The sequence below is a fragment of the Klebsiella sp. OBRC7 genome (assembly GCF_000293135.1).
GTDB classification, from domain to species: Bacteria; Pseudomonadota; Gammaproteobacteria; order Enterobacterales; family Enterobacteriaceae; genus Klebsiella; species Klebsiella michiganensis.
This window is the reverse complement of sequence record NZ_ALNJ01000019.1, coordinates 1-16,436: the sequence shown is the minus strand read 5'-3', so window position 1 is coordinate 16,436 and position 16,436 is coordinate 1. Positions and strand designations below refer to the sequence as shown.

Genomic DNA, 16,436 nt, shown 5'->3' with positions numbered 1-16,436 from the left:
CACCACTTGAGGCGCATTTTTCGTACAAAAAAAGCTAAGGTAAGGATAAATACTGAAGTCAGTAAAAAGCATATGACCAATCAGAACACCAACGGCTGAAGGAGTATGCGTATGAAGAAAAACGATATGTATTTAATGAAGAATTTTGATTTTCTGGCCCAGAGCTTCGCCAGGATGAACGCACAAGGTCAGCCCGTCGATCTTCAGGCCATTGTTGGTAATATGGATGAAGCGCATCGCGAATGGTTTTGTCAACGCTATGAACTTTACTGCCGCCAGGCGAATAAAACCATGACGCCAGAAGCGGAGCTGGAGCACTAATCTACTCACCGCAGTACAGATACGACAACGGGCCTGACGGCCCGTTGCTTGTTTTACGGCTTCTCTTCGACGTCCGGCGCTGCCGGTGCGCTCGGCGAACGGTTTTCCAGATCGTTAAGACGCTGCTCCAGAAGCGCCAGCTTTTCACGCGTGCGCAACAGCACCTGCGTCTGCACGTCGAACTCTTCGCGGCTTACCAGGTCCAGACGAGTTAACTGCGACTGGAGCACCTGACGGATTTTTTTCTCCACGTCTTCCCCCAGATCGCGGAGCCCCTTCGGCATTGATTCATGAACCTGACGGGCGATTTGTTCAATTTTTTTCGGGTCAATCATGGTGGTTTCCTGCTCTGGTCGGTTATGCGCTCATTGTAGTGCGATCGTCGGCGCCTATAAACCATAAATGTTTGAAGCTTATGCATTGCCGACGATAGTCAATAGCGTTATAGTTGCTTTGCTTATTCTCAGGGCGGGGCGAAATTCCCCACCGGCGGTAAATCAACCATAGCGTTGAAAGCCCGCGAGCGCTTTCTGCAAGTGCAGAAAGGTCAGCAGATCCGGTGTAATTCCGGGGCCGACGGTTAGAGTCCGGATGGGAGAGAGTAACGGCTCAGTCGGGTTTGTACCCGCTTGCGTTGACTTTTGCCGCTAAACCGGCGCTCCTAAGACTGCCCTGATTCTGGTAACCATACAATTAATGAGGTTTTTTTTACCATGAATCAGACGCTACTTTCCTCTTTTGGTACCGCTTTTGAACGTGTAGAACGTGCTCTGGATGCACTGCGCGAAGGCCGCGGTGTGATGGTACTTGACGATGAAGACCGTGAAAACGAAGGCGATATGATTTTCGCCGCTGAAACCATGACCGTTGAGCAGATGGCACTGACCATTCGCCACGGCAGCGGCATTGTCTGCCTGTGCCTGACGGAAGATCGCCGTAAACAGCTCGACCTGCCAATGATGGTTGAGAACAACACCAGCGCCTACGGTACCGGTTTTACCGTGACCATCGAAGCCGCTGAAGGCGTGACCACCGGCGTTTCCGCCGCTGACCGCGTAACCACCGTGCGTGCGGCAATTGCCGATGGCGCGAAGCCGTCCGACCTGAACCGCCCTGGACACGTTTTCCCGCTGCGCGCGCAGCCGGGCGGCGTTCTGACCCGCGGCGGCCATACTGAAGCAACCATCGATCTGGTCACGTTGGCTGGCCTCAAACCGGCAGGTGTACTGTGTGAACTGACCAACGACGACGGCTCTATGGCGCGTGCGCCGCAGTGCATCGAGTTTGCTCAGCAGCACAATATGGAAGTGGTCACGATTGAAGATTTAGTGGCCTACCGTCGCGAACACGAACGTAAAGCCAGCTGATTGCCGTTGGTTGCTGAATAAAGCCTGCCTTTTGGTGGGCTTCATTGTTTTTAGCGTTTGTTTAGCCAATGCCCACCGTTTGCAAAACCACCAGGCTTAATCCCATCACTGACATCCCACACAGCACGCCATAGCTCGGGTTGCTTTGCGGATCGAGCTCTTTCGCCAGCGGCATAAGCTCATCGACCGACAGCGCAATCATGATACCGGCAACCGCGGCCATAATGGCGCCCATCATCACCGGGGATATCGCACTGCCCAGCACCAGCCAGGCCAGCACGCCGCCGAAGATTTCCGCCATCCCGGAAAGACCCGCCCAGAACACCGCTTTACTTCTGGAGCCCGTGGCGGCATAGACCGGGCCTGCTACCGCCAGCCCTTCCGGGATGTTATGTAGCGCAACGGCTAACGCGACCCCCATGCCCAGCTCGAGATTATTGCTGGCCGTCACGAAGGTCGCGATGCCCTCGGGGAAGTTATGCAGACTGATGCCTAAGGTCAGCAAAATCGCCGTACGCCGCAGGTTGCGCGGGCGGGAAATACCGGGAGACATCAGATCCTGCGGGTGGGCGTGAGGCAGCATGCGGTCAAGCGCAAAGTAGCCCAGAAGGCCGATAATAAACATGCCGTAGCCGAGCAGGGGAGACATGCCTTCGGTAGCCAGCGCGGCGGGCAGCATCTCCATCAACGAAATCAGCAGCATGATCCCGGCGGCGAATCCCAGCGAGAATCCCAGTAAGCGATTCGAGGGTTTCTGCCCGATAACGCCGAAAATGGCGCCAACAAAGGTAGCGCTCCCTGCCAGCAGGGTCAAAATGACGGGTGAGGACAACATTCACCTCCTTATGAAAATGATTCTTATTAAGAGTATCGTGATCCGTTGACGATCGCGAGCGTGCGGATTCACTCTTTACCGCCGCTTACATTCAAATTTTCTGACGATCATCATCATGCTTATCTGAGTTTATCCTCCATAGAAAGAGCGTAATGTAAATACATCAACTTTCTTAATAAAGGATATCACTATGTCCCGTACCCGCATGCCCGCGCTCTTTTTAGGTCACGGTAGCCCGATGAACGTGCTGGAAGATAACATCTATACTCGCGCCTGGCGGCATCTGGGCGAGACGCTGGCGCGCCCTAAAGCCATTGTGGTGATTTCCGCGCACTGGTTCACTCGCGGAACAGGGGTGACCGCGATGGAGGCGCCGAAAACGATTCATGATTTTGGCGGTTTTCCCCAGGCGCTTTACGATACGCATTATCCGGCGCCGGGTTCGCCTGAGCTGGCCCAGCGTCTGGTTGAGCTACTGGCGCCGGTGCCGGTAACGCTGGATAAAGAAGCCTGGGGCTTTGATCACGGTTCCTGGGGCGTGTTAATTAAAATGTATCCCGATGCCGATATTCCGATGGTACAGCTGAGTATTGATAGCACGAAGCCCGCGGCATGGCATTTCGAAATGGGGCGCAAGCTGGCTCAGCTGCGCGATGAGGGCATTATGCTGGTGGCAAGCGGCAACGTGGTGCATAACCTACGTACCGCGCGCTGGCACGGCGAAAATACACCTTATCCCTGGGCGGCGTCGTTTAATGACTACGTGAAGGCGAACCTGGACTGGAAAGGTCCCGTAGCGGAACATCCGCTGGTGAATTACCTGGCGCATGAAGGTGGATCGCTATCTAACCCGACAGCCGAACACTTCCTACCGCTGTTGTACGTACTGGGGGCCTGGGACGGCGAGGAGCCGATACATATTCCGGTTGACGGAATAGAAATGGGGTCGTTGAGTATGCTGTCAGTAGTGATTGGCGCTTGAGAAAAAACAAAACCCCGGCAGTGAGCGGTGCTGCCGGGGTTCAATGTTACTCGACGAAAATGTGCGGATAAAAGCGCGACAGGTCCTGAGTGATCAGCGCCCGGTCTTCGCGAATGCCAATCCCCGCAGGCTGATCGTTAATTAGCCAGCTGCCGATCAGCGTGTAGCTGTCGCCAAACTTCGGCAAGGGATAGAACTCCTGGACGATGGTGCCTTCTTCGCCGTACGGACCTTCTACCGCCTCCAGCACTTTACCGTTCTCCACGATAGAGACGTTAGCGCCTTCGCGGGAGAAGATCGGCTTGATAACGTACTTTTCCAACTCCGGATGCGCATCTTCGCTGAAATAAGCGGCCAGCAGGTTCGGATGGTTGGGGAACATCTCCCACAGCAGCGGCAGCAGCGCTTTGTTGGAGATAATGCTCTTCCACGCCGGCTCCAGCCAGCGCACGCCGGCATCTTCCAGCTTGGTGGAGAACACCTCGCGCAGCATGTACTCCCATGGATAGAGCTTGAACAGATTACCAATCACCTGGTCCTGCAGGTCGGTAAACTGACCTTTTTCGCCAAGACCGATATCTTCGATATAAAGGAATTCGGTTGCCACGCCCGCTTCTGCGGCGCAGTCCTGCAAATATTGCACGGTACCGCGGTCTTCAACGGTATCACGGCAGCAGGCCATATGCAGCAGCTGGAAGCCGAACTGCTCGCGCAGCTCGCCGAAGCGATCGATCAGCTTCTCCTGCAGGCTGTTGAACTGATCGCTGCCCGCCGGAAGTTGACCGGCGTTGAGCTGATCTTCCATCCAGATCCACTGGAAGAATGCCGCTTCATAGAGAGACGTTGGCGTATCGGCGTTATTCTCCAGCAGCTTCGGCTCACCCACGCCGTCCCACGCGAGATCGAGACGCGAATACAGCGAGGGCTGATGGGTTTTCCACGACTGGCGTACGAAGCCCCAGGTGTGTTTGGGGATGCGAAATTTGGCCATTAACTCATCGCTGGCGATGACTTTTTCCACCGCCTGCAGACACATCTGATGAAGCTCAGCGGTGACCTCTTCAAGCTTCTCAACCTGCGCCAGCGTCAGTTTGTAATAGGCTTCTTCGCTCCAGTACGGCTCGCCGTACATGGTGTGAAAGTTAAAGCCATATTCTGTCGCCTTTTCGCGCCAGTCCGGGCGCTCGGTAATGCTGATTCTTTCCATGTCGCTTAGCCGCCCATCGAGCGTGAAGAAGAGGAGCTTGCTGAGCTACGCTGCATGGTTGATTGCTTAGCGACCGAGTCGCCAAACCCGCCGCGCGTCACGGTGCTGGTGGTGGCTGGTTTTGGCGCCATCGCGGTTTTCGGCACGGTCATGGTACGGCCCGGCTGCGCTGCGCCGTAGCTCTTACCGCCCGCGTCGGTGTATTTACCATAGGCCGGGCTGGCCGGGTTTTTTGAGCTGAACAGCGGCTGCTGAGCGCCCATTCCGCCGCCCATCATCCGGCCCATCATGTAGCCAGCCATCAGCGGCATCCAGAAGCTGCCGCTGCTTTGCGCCTGTGCCTGGTTTTCCGGAGCCATGCCTGCCTGAGCCGGCGCCTGCTGACACTGACCTTCACCAAATTCGGCGACGCAATCTTCACGGGAGGCGTATTTCGGCGCGGTACGTTCTGCTTCTTTGAGCGCGTTGTTGTAAGCGGTGGTGCACTCTGCGGATTTGCTCGGGTTAGCGGCAGAGCAGTCATCGGCGTTTTGATAAAGAGAAACCGTTTCATCGCTTTGTTCACAGCCGGCGAGCATAAATACCGCCGTCACGGCGAGCGCAACGGGAGTTAAATGACGAGCGCTCCAGCTTTTGCGGAAGGAGGCGTGTTTAATATTTTTTGTCCGTTTCATGTTTGTCTTCCTGGACCCAGTGGTATGCGTTTTGTTAACGCTCAGGATAGAGGATGAGTGGTGGAAAATGAAGCGAATAGGGGCGGAAAGCGGGGGATCTTTACGTTGCCTTACGTTTAATGCTTCGCTTACCCGCGGGGTAAGCGAAGCGTGGAGTGCGCAAGCTTAATTACTGGCGGAACGGATTGCTGCCGCTGGTGCTGCGTGCGGACGCCGGTTTTGCCGCGGCGGTGTTGCTGTAGCCATCAGCGCTGGCATCCTGCTGCGGATTTTCCGGCGCGACGCTGTCCGGCGAGGTCGGAATCGCTTTACCCAGCGTGTTGTTCAGCGCAACCAGGTCCTGCTCGTTCAGCGTACCGAGCGCCGACTTGATGTTCAGCTCGTTAATCAGGTAGTTATAACGCGCGTTAGACAGCTGCTGTTTTGCGTTATACAGCGTGGTGGTCGCGTCCAGGACATCGACGATGGTACGCGTACCCACTGAATAACCGGCTTCCATGGCATCCAGTGAACTTTGGGCAGACACCACGGCCTGTTTGTAGGCATTGATGCTGCTGATGGATGCGTTCACGTTGTTAAAAGAGGAACGAACGGTCTGCACCACGCTACGATGCGCGCTTTCCAGCTGCTCGCTGGCGCCGACAAAGTTGTACTGCGCCTGTTTAACCTGGGAGTTCACCATCCCGCCCTGATACAGCGGCAGGGAGAAATTCAGGCCGATTTGGTTCTGCCCGATATCTCTGTCCTGCGTGGTGTTTTTAGAACCACTGTAGCTGTTATTAGATACGCTACTGGACGCGTTTAAATTCAGGGTCGGCAGGTGCCCATCCTGCGCCTGGCGAATTTGCTCGCGCGCCAGGTCCTGGCTGAGTCGGGCCTGCAGCAGCGACAGGTTGCGGTTTTCCGCTTCTTTCAACAGCGCGTTCACCGCCGATGGTTTAGTGGTTTTAAACCCATCAACGTTCAACGAGGCCAGCTCCGGATAGTAGTTGCCGGTCACCTGACGCAGCCCTTCTACGGCGTTATCGAGGTCGTTGCGCGCGGTGACTTCATTCGCCAGCACGGCATCGTACTGCGAACGGGCGTTCTGTACGTCAGTAATCGCCACCAGGCCAACGTTAAAGCGCTGGGTGGTCTGATCTAACTGGCGGTAAATAGCCTGTTTCTGCGCTTCGGTATAGGAGAGCGTATCGATAGCGGCCAGCACTTTAAAATAGGCCGTCGCGGTGTTCAGAATCAGCGTTTGCTGGTCCGTCTGATAGGTGACGTCCTGAATGCCGGCGTTCTTTTCCTGCAGCGTCAGCGCACGCCATTTCGACATATCAAACAGAACCTGCGTGAGCTGCAGCGATCCGCTGGTGACGTCGGAATTCTGGTCTTTAGCATCACGGAAGCCGCTGGTATAGGTATAATCTGCACCCAGACCGAGCTGTGGCAATAACGGGCTACGCGCTTCGTTGATCTTCTCGAATGCGGCATCACGATCGGCTGCTGATTTACGCAGATCAGGGTTGCTGACACGCGCCTGCTGATAAACCTGCAGCAGGTTTTCAGCCTGGCTCATGGCGCTGAAGCCAGTCAGGCCCAGGCCGATAAGGATGGGAAAGAGTTTCTTCATTTGCATTCCTTGTTGTGAAGCATTTAGCGCTACTCAAATTCTAAAAATAATCACTGATTGTATAGAGACTGTTACCGTAAAAAGTTGGCGTTATGTGCCATGGGGCGGTAATTTGCACCAATCTAGCATACGAGCCGTAAAACGGTAGCCACACCGCCTATAAATTCATAACTTCATGTTCTACAGGATATCGAAATGAGCGACGTCAATCAGCAGGGGATTACCTTCTCTAAAAACGATGTAGAAATTATTGCACGCGAAACGCTTTATCGCGGTTTTTTTTCGCTCGATTTATATCGTTTTCGCCATCGCCTGTTTAACGGTGGGATGAGCGGCGAAGTGACCCGTGAAATTTTTGAGCGCGGCCACGCCGCAGTCTTGCTACCCTTTGACCCGGTACGCGATGAAGTTGTGCTCGTCGAGCAGATCCGTATTGCGGCGTATGATACCAGCGCGAGCCCGTGGCTGCTCGAAATGGTCGCCGGTATGATAGAAGAAGGCGAATCTCCTGAAGATGTTGCCCGTCGTGAAGCGGTGGAAGAGGCCGGGCTTATTGTTGGCCGGGTTAAACCGGTCCTGAGCTACCTGGCCAGCCCCGGCGGCACCAGCGAAAGGCTGTCTATTATGGTGGGAGAAGTCGATGCAACGACGGCAAAAGGAATTCATGGACTGGCCGACGAAAATGAAGATATTCGCGTTCATGTGGTGAGCCGGGAACAGGCTTACAGATGGGTGGAAGAGGGGAAAATCGACAACGCAGCCTCTGTCATCGCGCTGCAATGGCTGCAACTGCATTATCACAATTTACGAAACGAGTGGACAAAATGAAGCGTTATACGCCTGACTTTCCTGAAATGATGCGCCTGTGTGAAACCAACTTTGCCCAGCTGCGCCGCCTGTTGCCGCGAACGGATGCAGCGGGAGAAAAGGTGAGTTACCAGGTGGGCAACGCGCAATACCGATTAACCATCGTCGAATCGACCCGCTACACTACGTTAGTGGCGATTGAACAGACGGCGCCGTCGGTGAGCTACTGGAGTCTGCCGTCAATGACGGTACGGCTCTATCACGATGCAATGGTCGCTGAAGTGTGTTCAAGTCAGCAGATCTTTCGCTTCAAAGCGCGGTATGATTATCCTAATAAAAAGTTGCATCAACGCGACGAAAAGCATCAAATTAATCAGTTTCTGGCCGATTGGCTGCGATACTGTTTTGCACATGGAGCGATGGCGATTCCGGTTTGTTAGCGTCGTGAAACCTAAGGACACCATTTGGAAAGCCTGTTAAACCTACCTTTGGCTGGTGAGGCCAGAGTCAGGATATTACAAATTACCGATACTCACCTGTTTGCTGAAAAACATGAAACGCTGTTAGGTATCAATACCTGGGAAAGCTATCAGGCCGTACTGGATGCGATCCATGCCTCACAGCGAGAGTGCGACCTGATCGTTGCTACAGGCGATTTGGCGCAAGATCACTCTGCCGCGGCCTACCAGCATTTTGCTGAAGGCATCGCGAGTTTTACTGCACCCTGCGTCTGGCTACCGGGTAATCATGATTTTCAACCGGCAATGTACAGCACGCTGCAGGAATCCGGCATCTCCCCCGCTAAACGCGTATTGCTGGGCGACCACTGGCAGGTATTGCTGATGGATAGCCAGGTGTTCGGTGTGCCGCACGGCGAGCTGAGCGATTTCCAGCTGGAATGGCTTGAGCAGAAGCTGACCGAAGTTCCGCAGCGGTATACGCTGCTGCTGTTGCACCATCATCCCATGCCGTCAGGCTGTAGTTGGCTGGATCAGCATAGCCTGCGCAATGCCGGGGCGCTTGATTGCGCGCTGGCCGCTTTTCCTCGCGTTAAGCATCTGCTCTGCGGCCATATTCATCAGGAGCTGGACCTTGACTGGAACGGACGGCGTATGATGGCCACGCCATCCACCTGCGTGCAGTTTAAGCCGCACTGCGCGAACTTCACGCTCGATACCGTCTCTCCAGGCTGGCGCTGGCTGGAACTGCATCCTGACGGAACATTGACCACTGAAGTTTGCCGCCTCGAAGGCGTGAAATTTCACCCGGATATCGCTTCAGAAGGATACTGATGTCTACGCTTCTCTATCTGCATGGTTTTAACAGCTCGCCTCGGTCGGCAAAAGCGACTGCGCTGAAAGCGTGGCTGGCGCAGACCTATCCTGACATCTCGATGGTGATACCGGAGCTCCCGGTTTATCCCGCGCAGGCGGCTGAGCATCTGGAGTCTATCGTGCTGGAGCATGGCGGTGAACCGCTGGGCGTTGTCGGGTCGTCGCTGGGGGGATATTACGCGACCTGGCTATCGCAGTGCTTTATGCTGCCCGCCGTGGTAGTGAACCCCGCGGTGCGCCCGTTTGAGCTGTTGAACAATTTCCTTGGCCCCAATGAGAATCCATACACGGGGCAGCAATATGTGCTAGAGTCTCGCCATATTTACGATCTCAAGGTCATGCAAATTGACCCGCTGGAAGCGCCGGATTTAATCTGGTTATTGCAGCAAACGGGTGATGAAGTGCTTGATTACCGCCAGGCCGTGGATTATTTCGCCTCCTGCCGACAAACGGTAGAGGAGGGCGGTAATCACGCATTTGTTGGCTTTGAAGATCATTTCACTCAGATTATCGATTTTCTGGGCCTGCGCTGAGCGGTTCGGAACGACCTACGAATACACACCATGACGCAATCTTCATATAACGCTGATGCCATTGAGGTACTCACCGGGCTAGAGCCGGTTCGCCGCCGTCCGGGAATGTACACTGATACCACACGTCCAAACCATCTTGGTCAGGAAGTTATTGATAACAGCGTGGATGAGGCCCTGGCCGGTCACGCGAAACGCGTGGAGGTGATTCTCCATGCCGATCAGTCGCTGGAAGTCATCGACGATGGACGCGGAATGCCGGTGGATATCCACCCTGAAGAGGGGGTTCCGGCAGTTGAACTGATTCTTTGCCGCCTGCACGCCGGGGGGAAATTCTCCAATAAGAACTACCAGTTCTCCGGCGGCCTGCATGGCGTAGGGATTTCGGTGGTCAACGCCTTATCGAAACGCGTTGAGGTGAACGTGCGCCGCGACGGCCAGGTCTACAGCATCGCGTTTGAAAACGGCGATAAAGTAGAAGATCTGCACGTGACCGGTACCTGCGGTAAGCGCAATACCGGTACCAGCGTGCACTTCTGGCCGGACGAAAGCTTTTTCGATAGCCCGCGTTTTTCCGTCTCGCGCCTTTCTCATTTATTAAAGGCCAAGGCCGTTCTCTGCCCGGGCGTAGAGATTGTTTTCCGCGATCTGGTTAACGATAGCGAACAGCGCTGGTGCTACGCCGATGGTCTGACCGACTATCTTAGCGAAGCGGTTAACGGCCTGCCGCTGCTGCCGGAAAAACCGTTCGTCGGCACCTTCTCCGGCGATACCGAAGCGGTTGACTGGGCGCTGCTATGGCTGCCGGAAGGCGGTGAACTGCTGACCGAAAGCTACGTTAACCTCATCCCGACGATGCAGGGCGGTACCCACGTTAACGGCCTGCGCCAGGGGCTGCTGGACGCCATGCGCGAGTTCTGCGAATACCGCAATATTCTGCCGCGCGGCGTGAAGCTGTCGGCGGAAGATATCTGGGAGCGCTGCGCCTACGTCCTGTCCGTGAAGATGCAGGACCCGCAGTTTGCCGGGCAAACGAAAGAGCGTCTCTCTTCACGTCAGTGCGCCGCATTTGTTTCCGGGGTGGTCAAAGATGCCTTCAGCCTGTGGCTGAACCAGAACGTTCAGTCGGCAGAGCTGCTGGCGGAAATGGCGATCTCCAGCGCCCAGCGTCGCCTGCGCGCGGCGAAGAAAGTGGTGCGTAAAAAGCTGACCAGCGGTCCGGCGCTGCCCGGTAAGCTGGCGGACTGTACCGCCCAGGATTTGAACCGAACCGAACTGTTCCTTGTGGAAGGGGATTCGGCGGGCGGATCGGCCAAGCAGGCGCGCGATCGCGAGTATCAGGCGATCATGCCGCTGAAGGGTAAAATCCTGAACACTTGGGAAGTCTCTTCCGATGAGGTGCTGGCTTCCCAGGAAGTGCATGATATTTCTGTCGCCATCGGTATCGATCCGGATAGCGACGACCTGAGCCAGCTGCGCTACGGCAAGATTTGTATTCTGGCGGATGCCGACTCCGATGGCCTGCACATCGCGACGCTGCTTTGCGCACTGTTCGTCAGGCACTTCCGCACGCTGGTTAAACAGGGTCACGTTTACGTGGCGCTGCCGCCCCTGTACCGTATCGACCTCGGCAAAGAGGTGTATTACGCGCTTACAGAAGAAGAGAAAACCGGCGTGCTGGAGCAGCTTAAGCGCAAAAAAGGCAAGCCGAACGTGCAGCGCTTTAAAGGGCTGGGCGAGATGAACCCGATGCAGCTGCGCGAGACCACGCTGGATCCGAATACCCGCCGTCTGGTACAGCTGATTATTAACGATGAAGACGAGCAGCAGACGACCGCCATGATGGATATGCTGTTAGCGAAGAAGCGTTCTGAAGATCGACGTAACTGGCTGCAGGAGAAGGGCGATCTGGCGGAGCTGGACGGATAATAAAAAATCGGCCGGGAAACCGGCCGATCTCTTTTGCTTGCTTAAATACCCGCTTCAAGAATACGAATATTCATTTCCAGTACGTCGCCTTTCACGGCTTCGCCGTAGGCTTTCATGTGCGGCGTCTGCAGGTGCGCTTCAAGATGCGCGACGCTTTCCCACTGCTCGACCATCACGATGGAATCTGGTGAAGTAGTCTGAAAACTGACGCCAGCGGCGTGATCCACTAGCGGCGCATAGCCGTGGCAGCCTTCTTCCTGAAGAACGGTCGGGGTAATTTTTGCGAACTGATCCAGCACCGCCTGACGATGATGTTGGCCCGGACGAGTACGAATTTCAGCGATCACTGTCAACATGGTTAACTCAACTCCTTCTGTATATTCTCATCATACTTCAAGCCGCCGCTAAAATGAGCCGCGCTTGTCGTCTTTTCATAACTCACTACAGTTAACCAAAAATTTCCGCCAGATGCTTGCGATATTCTGCCGTATAACGCGGAACATCGGGCATTTTGATCACATCGTTGGCGATGAAGGTGGGCAGGGCGCTCATCCCAAGGAACTGGTTGGCCTTATGAAATGGCAGGTACACGCCGTCGACGCCAACGCCGTGGAAGAACTGATCTTTCTCAGTGAACGCTTCCATCGGCGCGTTCCAGGTCAGGGACAGCATATATTTTTTCCCCTGAATCAGGCCGCCGGAACCATATTTCTTACTGGCGTCAGATCGGGTGCGGCCATCGCTGGCATACAGCGCGCCGTGACCTTCGGTAAAGACGTCATCAATGTACTTTTTCACCGTCCACGGCGCGCCCATCCACCAGCCCGGCATTTGCCAGATAACGGAATCGGCCCACAGGAAGTTTTGCACTTCGGTTTTCACGTCGTAGTCGCTATCGGCGCGGACCACTTTAACATCATGCCCGAGGTCGCGCAGATAGGTTTCCGCGACTTCAGTCAGGGTGTCGTTCAGCTGGCCGTTAGAGTGGCCGAACTTTTTTGCGCCATTAATAATCAGGATGTTGCTCATTTTTTATCCTCAACTTTTCAATTTTGTGGTTAATTTTACCCCGCCGTGCAGAGCGGTAAAATGAGCAAAATGTGCAAAGTCTTTTGCTTTTATAGCAATAATGCCGCTACCAGCGAATGCGCGCCTCGAATCCGCCGTCGCGGGCGTTGCCGAAACTTGCCGTCATCCCGTGCAGCGCGGCGATGCGTTTGACGATGGAGAGCCCGAGGCCGCTACCGGGCTGCTCCTGGCCTGGAGGACGATAAAAGCGCTCGCCGACGCGCGCCAGGGCCTCGGCGCTGATGCCCGGGCCGTTGTCGCGTACGCGGAATTCACCGGCATCCAGGGTGATGCCGACCTGGCTTCCGCCGGGGCTATAGCGCACCGCGTTATCTAAAAGATTGCGCACCAGTAGGCTTAGCAGAAGCGGCTGCCCGGTGCGCAAGATGTTCTTCGCGTTCAGGTGCAGGCGCAGCTCAAGTCCGGCCAGTTGCGCCGGGTGGTACATCTCCATGACCGCAGACTGTAGCAGTTCATCAATGGCGATCGTCTGAACATCATCCAGCTGCGCCAGCGAATCCAGGCGCGATAGGGTAAGTAGCTGGTCGACCAGGCGGGTTGCGCGATCGATACCCTGGTGGAGCTGCTCCAGCGCTTTATCCAGCCCTTGCGGATCGTCCAGCGAGAGCTGGGCCACTTCGGTCTGCACCTTCAGCGCCGCCAGCGGGCTGCGCAGTTCGTGGGCGGCATCGGAGGTGAAGCGACGCTCGCGGATCATGGTGTCATGCGTCCGGGTAAAGAGCTGATTTAGCGCGTCGACCAGCGGGCGAACTTCGCTGGGCACGTTCTCGCTATTTAGCGTTTCGGCGGAATCCGGCGCCCGGGTGCGCAGCGTGGTGGCCAGCTTTTTCAGCGGCGCCAGTTCCCGGCTTAACAGCACGATGAGCAGCAAAAACATCAGCGGCAGCGCAACCAGCCAGGGTGTAAGCTGGGAGGTGACGATATCCAGCGCCATCTCGCGGCGGTAATCCCACTCCTGGCCGACGACGATACGATGGCGCCCGTCGCGGGTGGTGAGCCACAGAAAGCGCCACTCGTCATCGTCGCCGCGCAGGTAGCCGTCGCTGAACCCCTCCCGGATGTTACCCCACAGGATATCCTGGCCATTTTCGCCATCGTTAAGCACCATTTTGCCGTCGGTGGTAAAGATAGCGAAAGCCAGCGCATCGTCGTCGAGATGGCCGTGTTTGACCTTTTTCTTTGTCCGCACCTGTGGCGCGAGGGTATGGAGCTCGTCGAAATTCATCGCGCTCAGGCGGCGGGCGAACAACAACTGCTGGGTATCGAACAGCTTATCCAGCTTATCGGTGGTCTGTTGCCAGGCCACAAAGCTGGCAATGCCCCAGGCGGCGCTGGTCAGCAGCAGGAAAAGCAGCGTCAGGCGGACGCGCAGGCTCAGTCTACCCAGCCGTTTCATGCGTCCCCCAGGGTATAGCCGATGCCGTGCACGGTGCGAATGAAGCCGCTGCCGAGCTTACGGCGCAGATGATGAACGTGTACTTCTACCGCGTTGCTGGAGACATCGTCATCCCAGCTATAGAGCTTTTCCTCAATCAGCTTACGCGGCAGCACGCGTCCGGCGTTGCGCATCAGGAGTTCCAGCAGAGCAAACTCCTTTGGCTTGAGCGGCAGGCTCTCGCCGTTCAGGGTGGTCGTGAGTCGGCCTGGATCGAGAACAACATTGCCGTGCCGCAGCTCGCTGCTGCTCTGGCCGTGGGCGCGACGCATCAGCGCTTCCAGACGCGCGGCGACTTCAACCAGCGCGAAAGGTTTGCAGAGATAGTCATCGGCGCCGAGGCGTAATCCTTCGACGCGCTGGTTAAGCGCGTCTCGGGCGGTGAGGATCAGTACCGGTTCGTGGCGGCCTTTGTCGCGCCATTCGCGCAGAATATCCAGTCCATCGATGCCGGGCAGGGTCAGGTCCAGAATAATGGCGTCGTAAGGGGCGTGGTACAGCTCGGTTTTCCCCTCTTCGCCGCGGGTAAACCAGTCGACGCTGAAGCCCAGCTTGGTCAGTCCGGTTTTGAGGCCGTCACCGATCAGTTTGTCGTCTTCCACCAGTAAAATGCGCATTTTCTGCTCCTGTGTCCCTTGGATATTCCCGCAGTAAAGCGCGTTGCGGCGCGCGCTGTACAGGAATAAAATTTATTTTTTCCGCTTAAGAAGTCGTTAAGTTTTGCCCGGTGTAATAGTGACGATATAAACACAAGGGGAGAACACATCATGAAGAAAATCGCCGCAATGACCGCTATCATCGCCTTAGTTTCCATGCCGGTACTGGCCGCTGAGCAGGGCGGGTTTTCCGGACCCGGCTCGACGCAAACCAGCCAGACGACCACGCAAAACGGCGGGTTCATTGGCCCGAACGGGAGCGTAACGACGGTCGCGAATGCGAAAACCCTGCGTGACGATACCTGGGTGACCCTGCGCGGTAAAATCGTGGAGCGTATTTCCGACGACCTGTATAAATTCCAGGACAGCTCCGGCACCGTGAACGTCGATATCGATCACAAGCGCTGGAACGGCGTGACCGTGACCCCGCAGGATACGGTAGAGATTCAGGGTGAAGTGGATAAAGACTGGAACTCAGTGGAAATCGACGTAAAGCAGATTCGTAAAATCACGCCATAATTTTCTTATCATCTTAAGCAAGATCGGTCAGGAACCGCACTCCTCGCTCTGTCAGAGTATGTTTCCAGGAGGATGCGATGAACGATACTCAGGTAAGCCCGGCCTTTGCCGGGCGTTTTCAGCAAGTGTGCTTGTACATTGAACGCCATCTGGACACGCCGCTGTCGCTGGAGACGCTTAGTGCGATAGCCCACAGCTCGCCGTATCATTTTCACCGGCAATTCAGCGCCTATAGCGGGGTACCGCTCTATCGCTATATCCAGTGGCTGCGTCTGCGTCGCGCCTGTTGGCGACTGGCGTTTAATCCACAGGAAAAGATTATCGATATTGCCCTTGATGCGGGGTTCCAGAATCCTGAGTCGTTCAGCCGTGCCTTCCGCAGCGCCTTCGCGCAAAGCCCCAGCCAGTTCCGCCAACAGCCGGACTGGCTGGAATGGCATCGACGTGTGCCGAAACATACGCTACAGGAGCAACACCCGATGGATGTTAAAATAATCCAGCTACCTACCACTCAGATCGCGAGGCTGCGGCATCGTGGCAACCCTGATTTAGTCAATGAGACCGCCGCGAAGTTTATCGCCTGGCGCAAGGTGAGCGGTCTGTCCCCGGTAGCCAGCTGCGCAACCTGGGGAATCTCCTGGGACGACCCCGCGGCCACGCCGGCTGACGATTTTCGTTTCGATATTGGCGGTACGGTCAGCCAGCCGGTGCCGGAAAACAGCTTTGGCGTGGTGAATGGCGAGATCCCCGGCGGACGTTGCGCAGTGGTGCGTCATCACGGCTCTCTGGACACGCTCGCGCAGAGCATCTGGTTTCTTTATCGCGACTGGCTGCCCGCATCGGGAGAGTCGCTGCGCGATTTCCCGGTTTTCTTTCGCTACCTCACTTTCGTGCATGAAGTCGGTGAGCATGAGCTGCAGACGGACGTTTATCTTCCGCTGAAATGAAGGATGTCCACTGAATTCCTCAACCAGCCTAACGCCCTGTGACTCAGGGCGTCAGATAGGGTATTATCGCCGGTAGTTTTGCCGTCCGAACGGCCGGTACGCAGATTGAGGATTCACGATTAATGAGCGATATGGCAGAGCGCCTTGCGCTGCATGAATTTACGGAAAACGCCTACCTGAACTACT

The 16,436-nt window shown here is 55.9% G+C and carries 19 protein-coding genes, 1 pseudogene and 1 riboswitch; of the genes and pseudogenes, 11 read left to right on the top strand and 9 right to left on the bottom strand.

The genetic code is table 11. The annotated features are described in order from the left end of the window. The first annotated feature begins 111 nt into the window (after positions 1-111). A complete protein-coding gene (gene glgS, locus HMPREF1144_RS03155; RefSeq protein WP_004854266.1) occupies positions 112-321 on the top strand; it encodes a cell surface composition regulator GlgS in 210 nt (69 codons plus the stop codon). A gap of 53 nt (positions 322-374) precedes the next feature. Here glgS and ubiK read toward each other — a convergent pair whose 3' ends face one another. Further along, positions 375-656: a ubiquinone biosynthesis accessory factor UbiK gene (ubiK, locus tag HMPREF1144_RS03150; RefSeq protein WP_004854265.1), complete on the bottom strand. Its 282-nt coding sequence runs from the start codon at positions 654-656 to the stop codon at positions 375-377. A gap of 120 nt (positions 657-776) precedes the next feature. Beyond that, positions 777-928, top strand: a riboswitch (FMN riboswitch). A gap of 106 nt (positions 929-1,034) precedes the next feature. Between ubiK and ribB the strand changes: the two genes are divergently transcribed. Next, positions 1,035-1,688, top strand: a complete 654-nt coding sequence (gene ribB / locus HMPREF1144_RS03145) for a 3,4-dihydroxy-2-butanone-4-phosphate synthase (protein WP_004854262.1) — start codon at positions 1,035-1,037, stop codon at positions 1,686-1,688. A gap of 61 nt (positions 1,689-1,749) precedes the next feature. Here ribB and zupT read toward each other — a convergent pair whose 3' ends face one another. After that, on the bottom strand, positions 1,750-2,520 hold the full coding sequence (zupT, locus tag HMPREF1144_RS03140; protein WP_032721895.1) for a zinc transporter ZupT: 771 nt from the start codon (positions 2,518-2,520) through the stop codon (positions 1,750-1,752). A 193-nt stretch (positions 2,521-2,713) separates the two neighbouring features. On the opposite strand from zupT, the gene ygiD reads away from it, so the two are divergent. Next, positions 2,714-3,505, top strand: a complete 792-nt coding sequence (ygiD, locus tag HMPREF1144_RS03135) for a 4,5-DOPA dioxygenase extradiol (protein ID WP_009651860.1) — start codon at positions 2,714-2,716, stop codon at positions 3,503-3,505. Positions 3,506-3,551: 46 nt separating this feature from the next. Here ygiD and HMPREF1144_RS03130 read toward each other — a convergent pair whose 3' ends face one another. The 3 genes from HMPREF1144_RS03130 to tolC form a co-directional block, all read right to left on the bottom strand. Then, positions 3,552-4,712 carry a glutathionylspermidine synthase family protein gene (locus HMPREF1144_RS03130; protein ID WP_009651900.1) on the bottom strand — a complete coding sequence of 387 codons (1,161 nt, stop codon included), beginning with the start codon at positions 4,710-4,712 and terminating at the stop codon, positions 3,552-3,554. 5 nt (positions 4,713-4,717) lie between these two features. Beyond that, positions 4,718-5,386 (bottom strand): DUF1190 family protein, encoded by a 669-nt coding sequence (locus HMPREF1144_RS03125; protein ID WP_004125303.1) that lies wholly within the window; start codon positions 5,384-5,386, stop codon positions 4,718-4,720. Between the two features lie 169 nt (positions 5,387-5,555). Next, the gene (gene tolC / locus HMPREF1144_RS03120; RefSeq protein WP_004854252.1) at positions 5,556-7,004 is read right to left on the bottom strand and encodes an outer membrane channel protein TolC; all 1,449 of its coding nucleotides are present in this window, start codon (positions 7,002-7,004) and stop codon (positions 5,556-5,558) included. Between the two features lie 195 nt (positions 7,005-7,199). Here tolC and nudF point away from each other — a divergent pair, with 195 nt between their 5' ends. The 5 genes from nudF to parE are packed head-to-tail and all read left to right on the top strand — an operon-like array spanning position 7,200 to position 11,604. After that, the gene (gene nudF / locus HMPREF1144_RS03115) at positions 7,200-7,832 is read left to right on the top strand and encodes an ADP-ribose diphosphatase (RefSeq protein ID WP_004854249.1); all 633 of its coding nucleotides are present in this window, start codon (positions 7,200-7,202) and stop codon (positions 7,830-7,832) included. Next, on the top strand, positions 7,829-8,251 hold the full coding sequence (locus HMPREF1144_RS03110; RefSeq protein ID WP_004854247.1) for a DUF1249 family protein: 423 nt from the start codon (positions 7,829-7,831) through the stop codon (positions 8,249-8,251). Before nudF ends, HMPREF1144_RS03110 begins: the two co-directional genes overlap by 4 nt. 24 nt (positions 8,252-8,275) lie before the next feature. Beyond that, positions 8,276-9,103, top strand: a complete 828-nt coding sequence (gene cpdA, locus HMPREF1144_RS03105; RefSeq protein WP_004854245.1) for a 3',5'-cyclic-AMP phosphodiesterase — start codon at positions 8,276-8,278, stop codon at positions 9,101-9,103. Continuing rightward, a complete protein-coding gene (gene yqiA / locus HMPREF1144_RS03100) occupies positions 9,103-9,678 on the top strand; it encodes an esterase YqiA (protein WP_004854243.1) in 576 nt (191 codons plus the stop codon). The genes cpdA and yqiA overlap by 1 nt, the downstream gene beginning before the upstream one ends. 30 nt (positions 9,679-9,708) lie before the next feature. Further along, positions 9,709-11,604 carry a DNA topoisomerase IV subunit B gene (gene parE / locus HMPREF1144_RS03095; RefSeq protein ID WP_004854242.1) on the top strand — a complete coding sequence of 632 codons (1,896 nt, stop codon included), beginning with the start codon at positions 9,709-9,711 and terminating at the stop codon, positions 11,602-11,604. Positions 11,605-11,645: 41 nt separating this feature from the next. Here parE and HMPREF1144_RS03090 read toward each other — a convergent pair whose 3' ends face one another. The 4 genes from HMPREF1144_RS03090 to qseB form a co-directional block, all read right to left on the bottom strand. Continuing rightward, positions 11,646-11,960: a putative quinol monooxygenase gene (locus tag HMPREF1144_RS03090; protein WP_004125281.1), complete on the bottom strand. Its 315-nt coding sequence runs from the start codon at positions 11,958-11,960 to the stop codon at positions 11,646-11,648. Between the two features lie 91 nt (positions 11,961-12,051). Next, positions 12,052-12,633, bottom strand: a complete 582-nt coding sequence (locus tag HMPREF1144_RS03085; protein ID WP_004125278.1) for an NAD(P)H-dependent oxidoreductase — start codon at positions 12,631-12,633, stop codon at positions 12,052-12,054. A gap of 106 nt (positions 12,634-12,739) precedes the next feature. Further along, positions 12,740-14,089, bottom strand: a complete 1,350-nt coding sequence (gene qseC / locus HMPREF1144_RS03080) for a quorum sensing histidine kinase QseC (RefSeq protein ID WP_009651850.1) — start codon at positions 14,087-14,089, stop codon at positions 12,740-12,742. Further along, positions 14,086-14,745 carry a quorum sensing response regulator transcription factor QseB gene (qseB, locus tag HMPREF1144_RS03075; protein ID WP_009651905.1) on the bottom strand — a complete coding sequence of 220 codons (660 nt, stop codon included), beginning with the start codon at positions 14,743-14,745 and terminating at the stop codon, positions 14,086-14,088. The genes qseC and qseB overlap by 4 nt, the downstream gene beginning before the upstream one ends. Before the next feature lie 150 nt (positions 14,746-14,895). Between qseB and HMPREF1144_RS03070 the strand changes: the two genes are divergently transcribed. From HMPREF1144_RS03070 to HMPREF1144_RS33970, 3 genes and pseudogenes are all read left to right on the top strand, one after another. Further along, the gene (locus HMPREF1144_RS03070; RefSeq protein WP_004125269.1) at positions 14,896-15,303 is read left to right on the top strand and encodes a YgiW/YdeI family stress tolerance OB fold protein; all 408 of its coding nucleotides are present in this window, start codon (positions 14,896-14,898) and stop codon (positions 15,301-15,303) included. 77 nt (positions 15,304-15,380) lie between these two features. Next, positions 15,381-16,250, top strand: a complete 870-nt coding sequence (locus HMPREF1144_RS03065; RefSeq protein WP_009651841.1) for an AraC family transcriptional regulator — start codon at positions 15,381-15,383, stop codon at positions 16,248-16,250. Between the two features lie 122 nt (positions 16,251-16,372). Further along, positions 16,373-16,436 (top strand): annotated as a pseudogene (locus tag HMPREF1144_RS33970) (topoisomerase IV); the annotation flags it as partial.

What these genes read in the sequence shown, in the direction of transcription:
- glgS (WP_004854266.1), top strand. Translation starts at nt 112, where the DNA reads ATGAAGAAAAACGATATGTATTTAATGAAGAATTTTGATTTTCTGGCC.
- ubiK (WP_004854265.1), bottom strand. Translation starts at nt 656, where the DNA reads ATGATTGACCCGAAAAAAATTGAACAAATCGCCCGTCAGGTTCATGAA.
- ribB (WP_004854262.1), top strand. Translation starts at nt 1,035, where the DNA reads ATGAATCAGACGCTACTTTCCTCTTTTGGTACCGCTTTTGAACGTGTA.
- ygiD (WP_009651860.1), top strand. Translation starts at nt 2,714, where the DNA reads ATGTCCCGTACCCGCATGCCCGCGCTCTTTTTAGGTCACGGTAGCCCG.
- HMPREF1144_RS03130 (WP_009651900.1), bottom strand. Translation starts at nt 4,712, where the DNA reads ATGGAAAGAATCAGCATTACCGAGCGCCCGGACTGGCGCGAAAAGGCG.
- HMPREF1144_RS03125 (WP_004125303.1), bottom strand. Translation starts at nt 5,386, where the DNA reads ATGAAACGGACAAAAAATATTAAACACGCCTCCTTCCGCAAAAGCTGG.
- tolC (WP_004854252.1), bottom strand. Translation starts at nt 7,004, where the DNA reads ATGAAGAAACTCTTTCCCATCCTTATCGGCCTGGGCCTGACTGGCTTC.
- nudF (WP_004854249.1), top strand. Translation starts at nt 7,200, where the DNA reads ATGAGCGACGTCAATCAGCAGGGGATTACCTTCTCTAAAAACGATGTA.
- HMPREF1144_RS03110 (WP_004854247.1), top strand. Translation starts at nt 7,829, where the DNA reads ATGAAGCGTTATACGCCTGACTTTCCTGAAATGATGCGCCTGTGTGAA.
- yqiA (WP_004854243.1), top strand. Translation starts at nt 9,103, where the DNA reads ATGTCTACGCTTCTCTATCTGCATGGTTTTAACAGCTCGCCTCGGTCG.
- parE (WP_004854242.1), top strand. Translation starts at nt 9,709, where the DNA reads ATGACGCAATCTTCATATAACGCTGATGCCATTGAGGTACTCACCGGG.
- HMPREF1144_RS03090 (WP_004125281.1), bottom strand. Translation starts at nt 11,960, where the DNA reads ATGTTGACAGTGATCGCTGAAATTCGTACTCGTCCGGGCCAACATCAT.
- HMPREF1144_RS03085 (WP_004125278.1), bottom strand. Translation starts at nt 12,633, where the DNA reads ATGAGCAACATCCTGATTATTAATGGCGCAAAAAAGTTCGGCCACTCT.
- qseC (WP_009651850.1), bottom strand. Translation starts at nt 14,089, where the DNA reads ATGAAACGGCTGGGTAGACTGAGCCTGCGCGTCCGCCTGACGCTGCTT.
- qseB (WP_009651905.1), bottom strand. Translation starts at nt 14,745, where the DNA reads ATGCGCATTTTACTGGTGGAAGACGACAAACTGATCGGTGACGGCCTC.
- HMPREF1144_RS03070 (WP_004125269.1), top strand. Translation starts at nt 14,896, where the DNA reads ATGAAGAAAATCGCCGCAATGACCGCTATCATCGCCTTAGTTTCCATG.
- HMPREF1144_RS03065 (WP_009651841.1), top strand. Translation starts at nt 15,381, where the DNA reads ATGAACGATACTCAGGTAAGCCCGGCCTTTGCCGGGCGTTTTCAGCAA.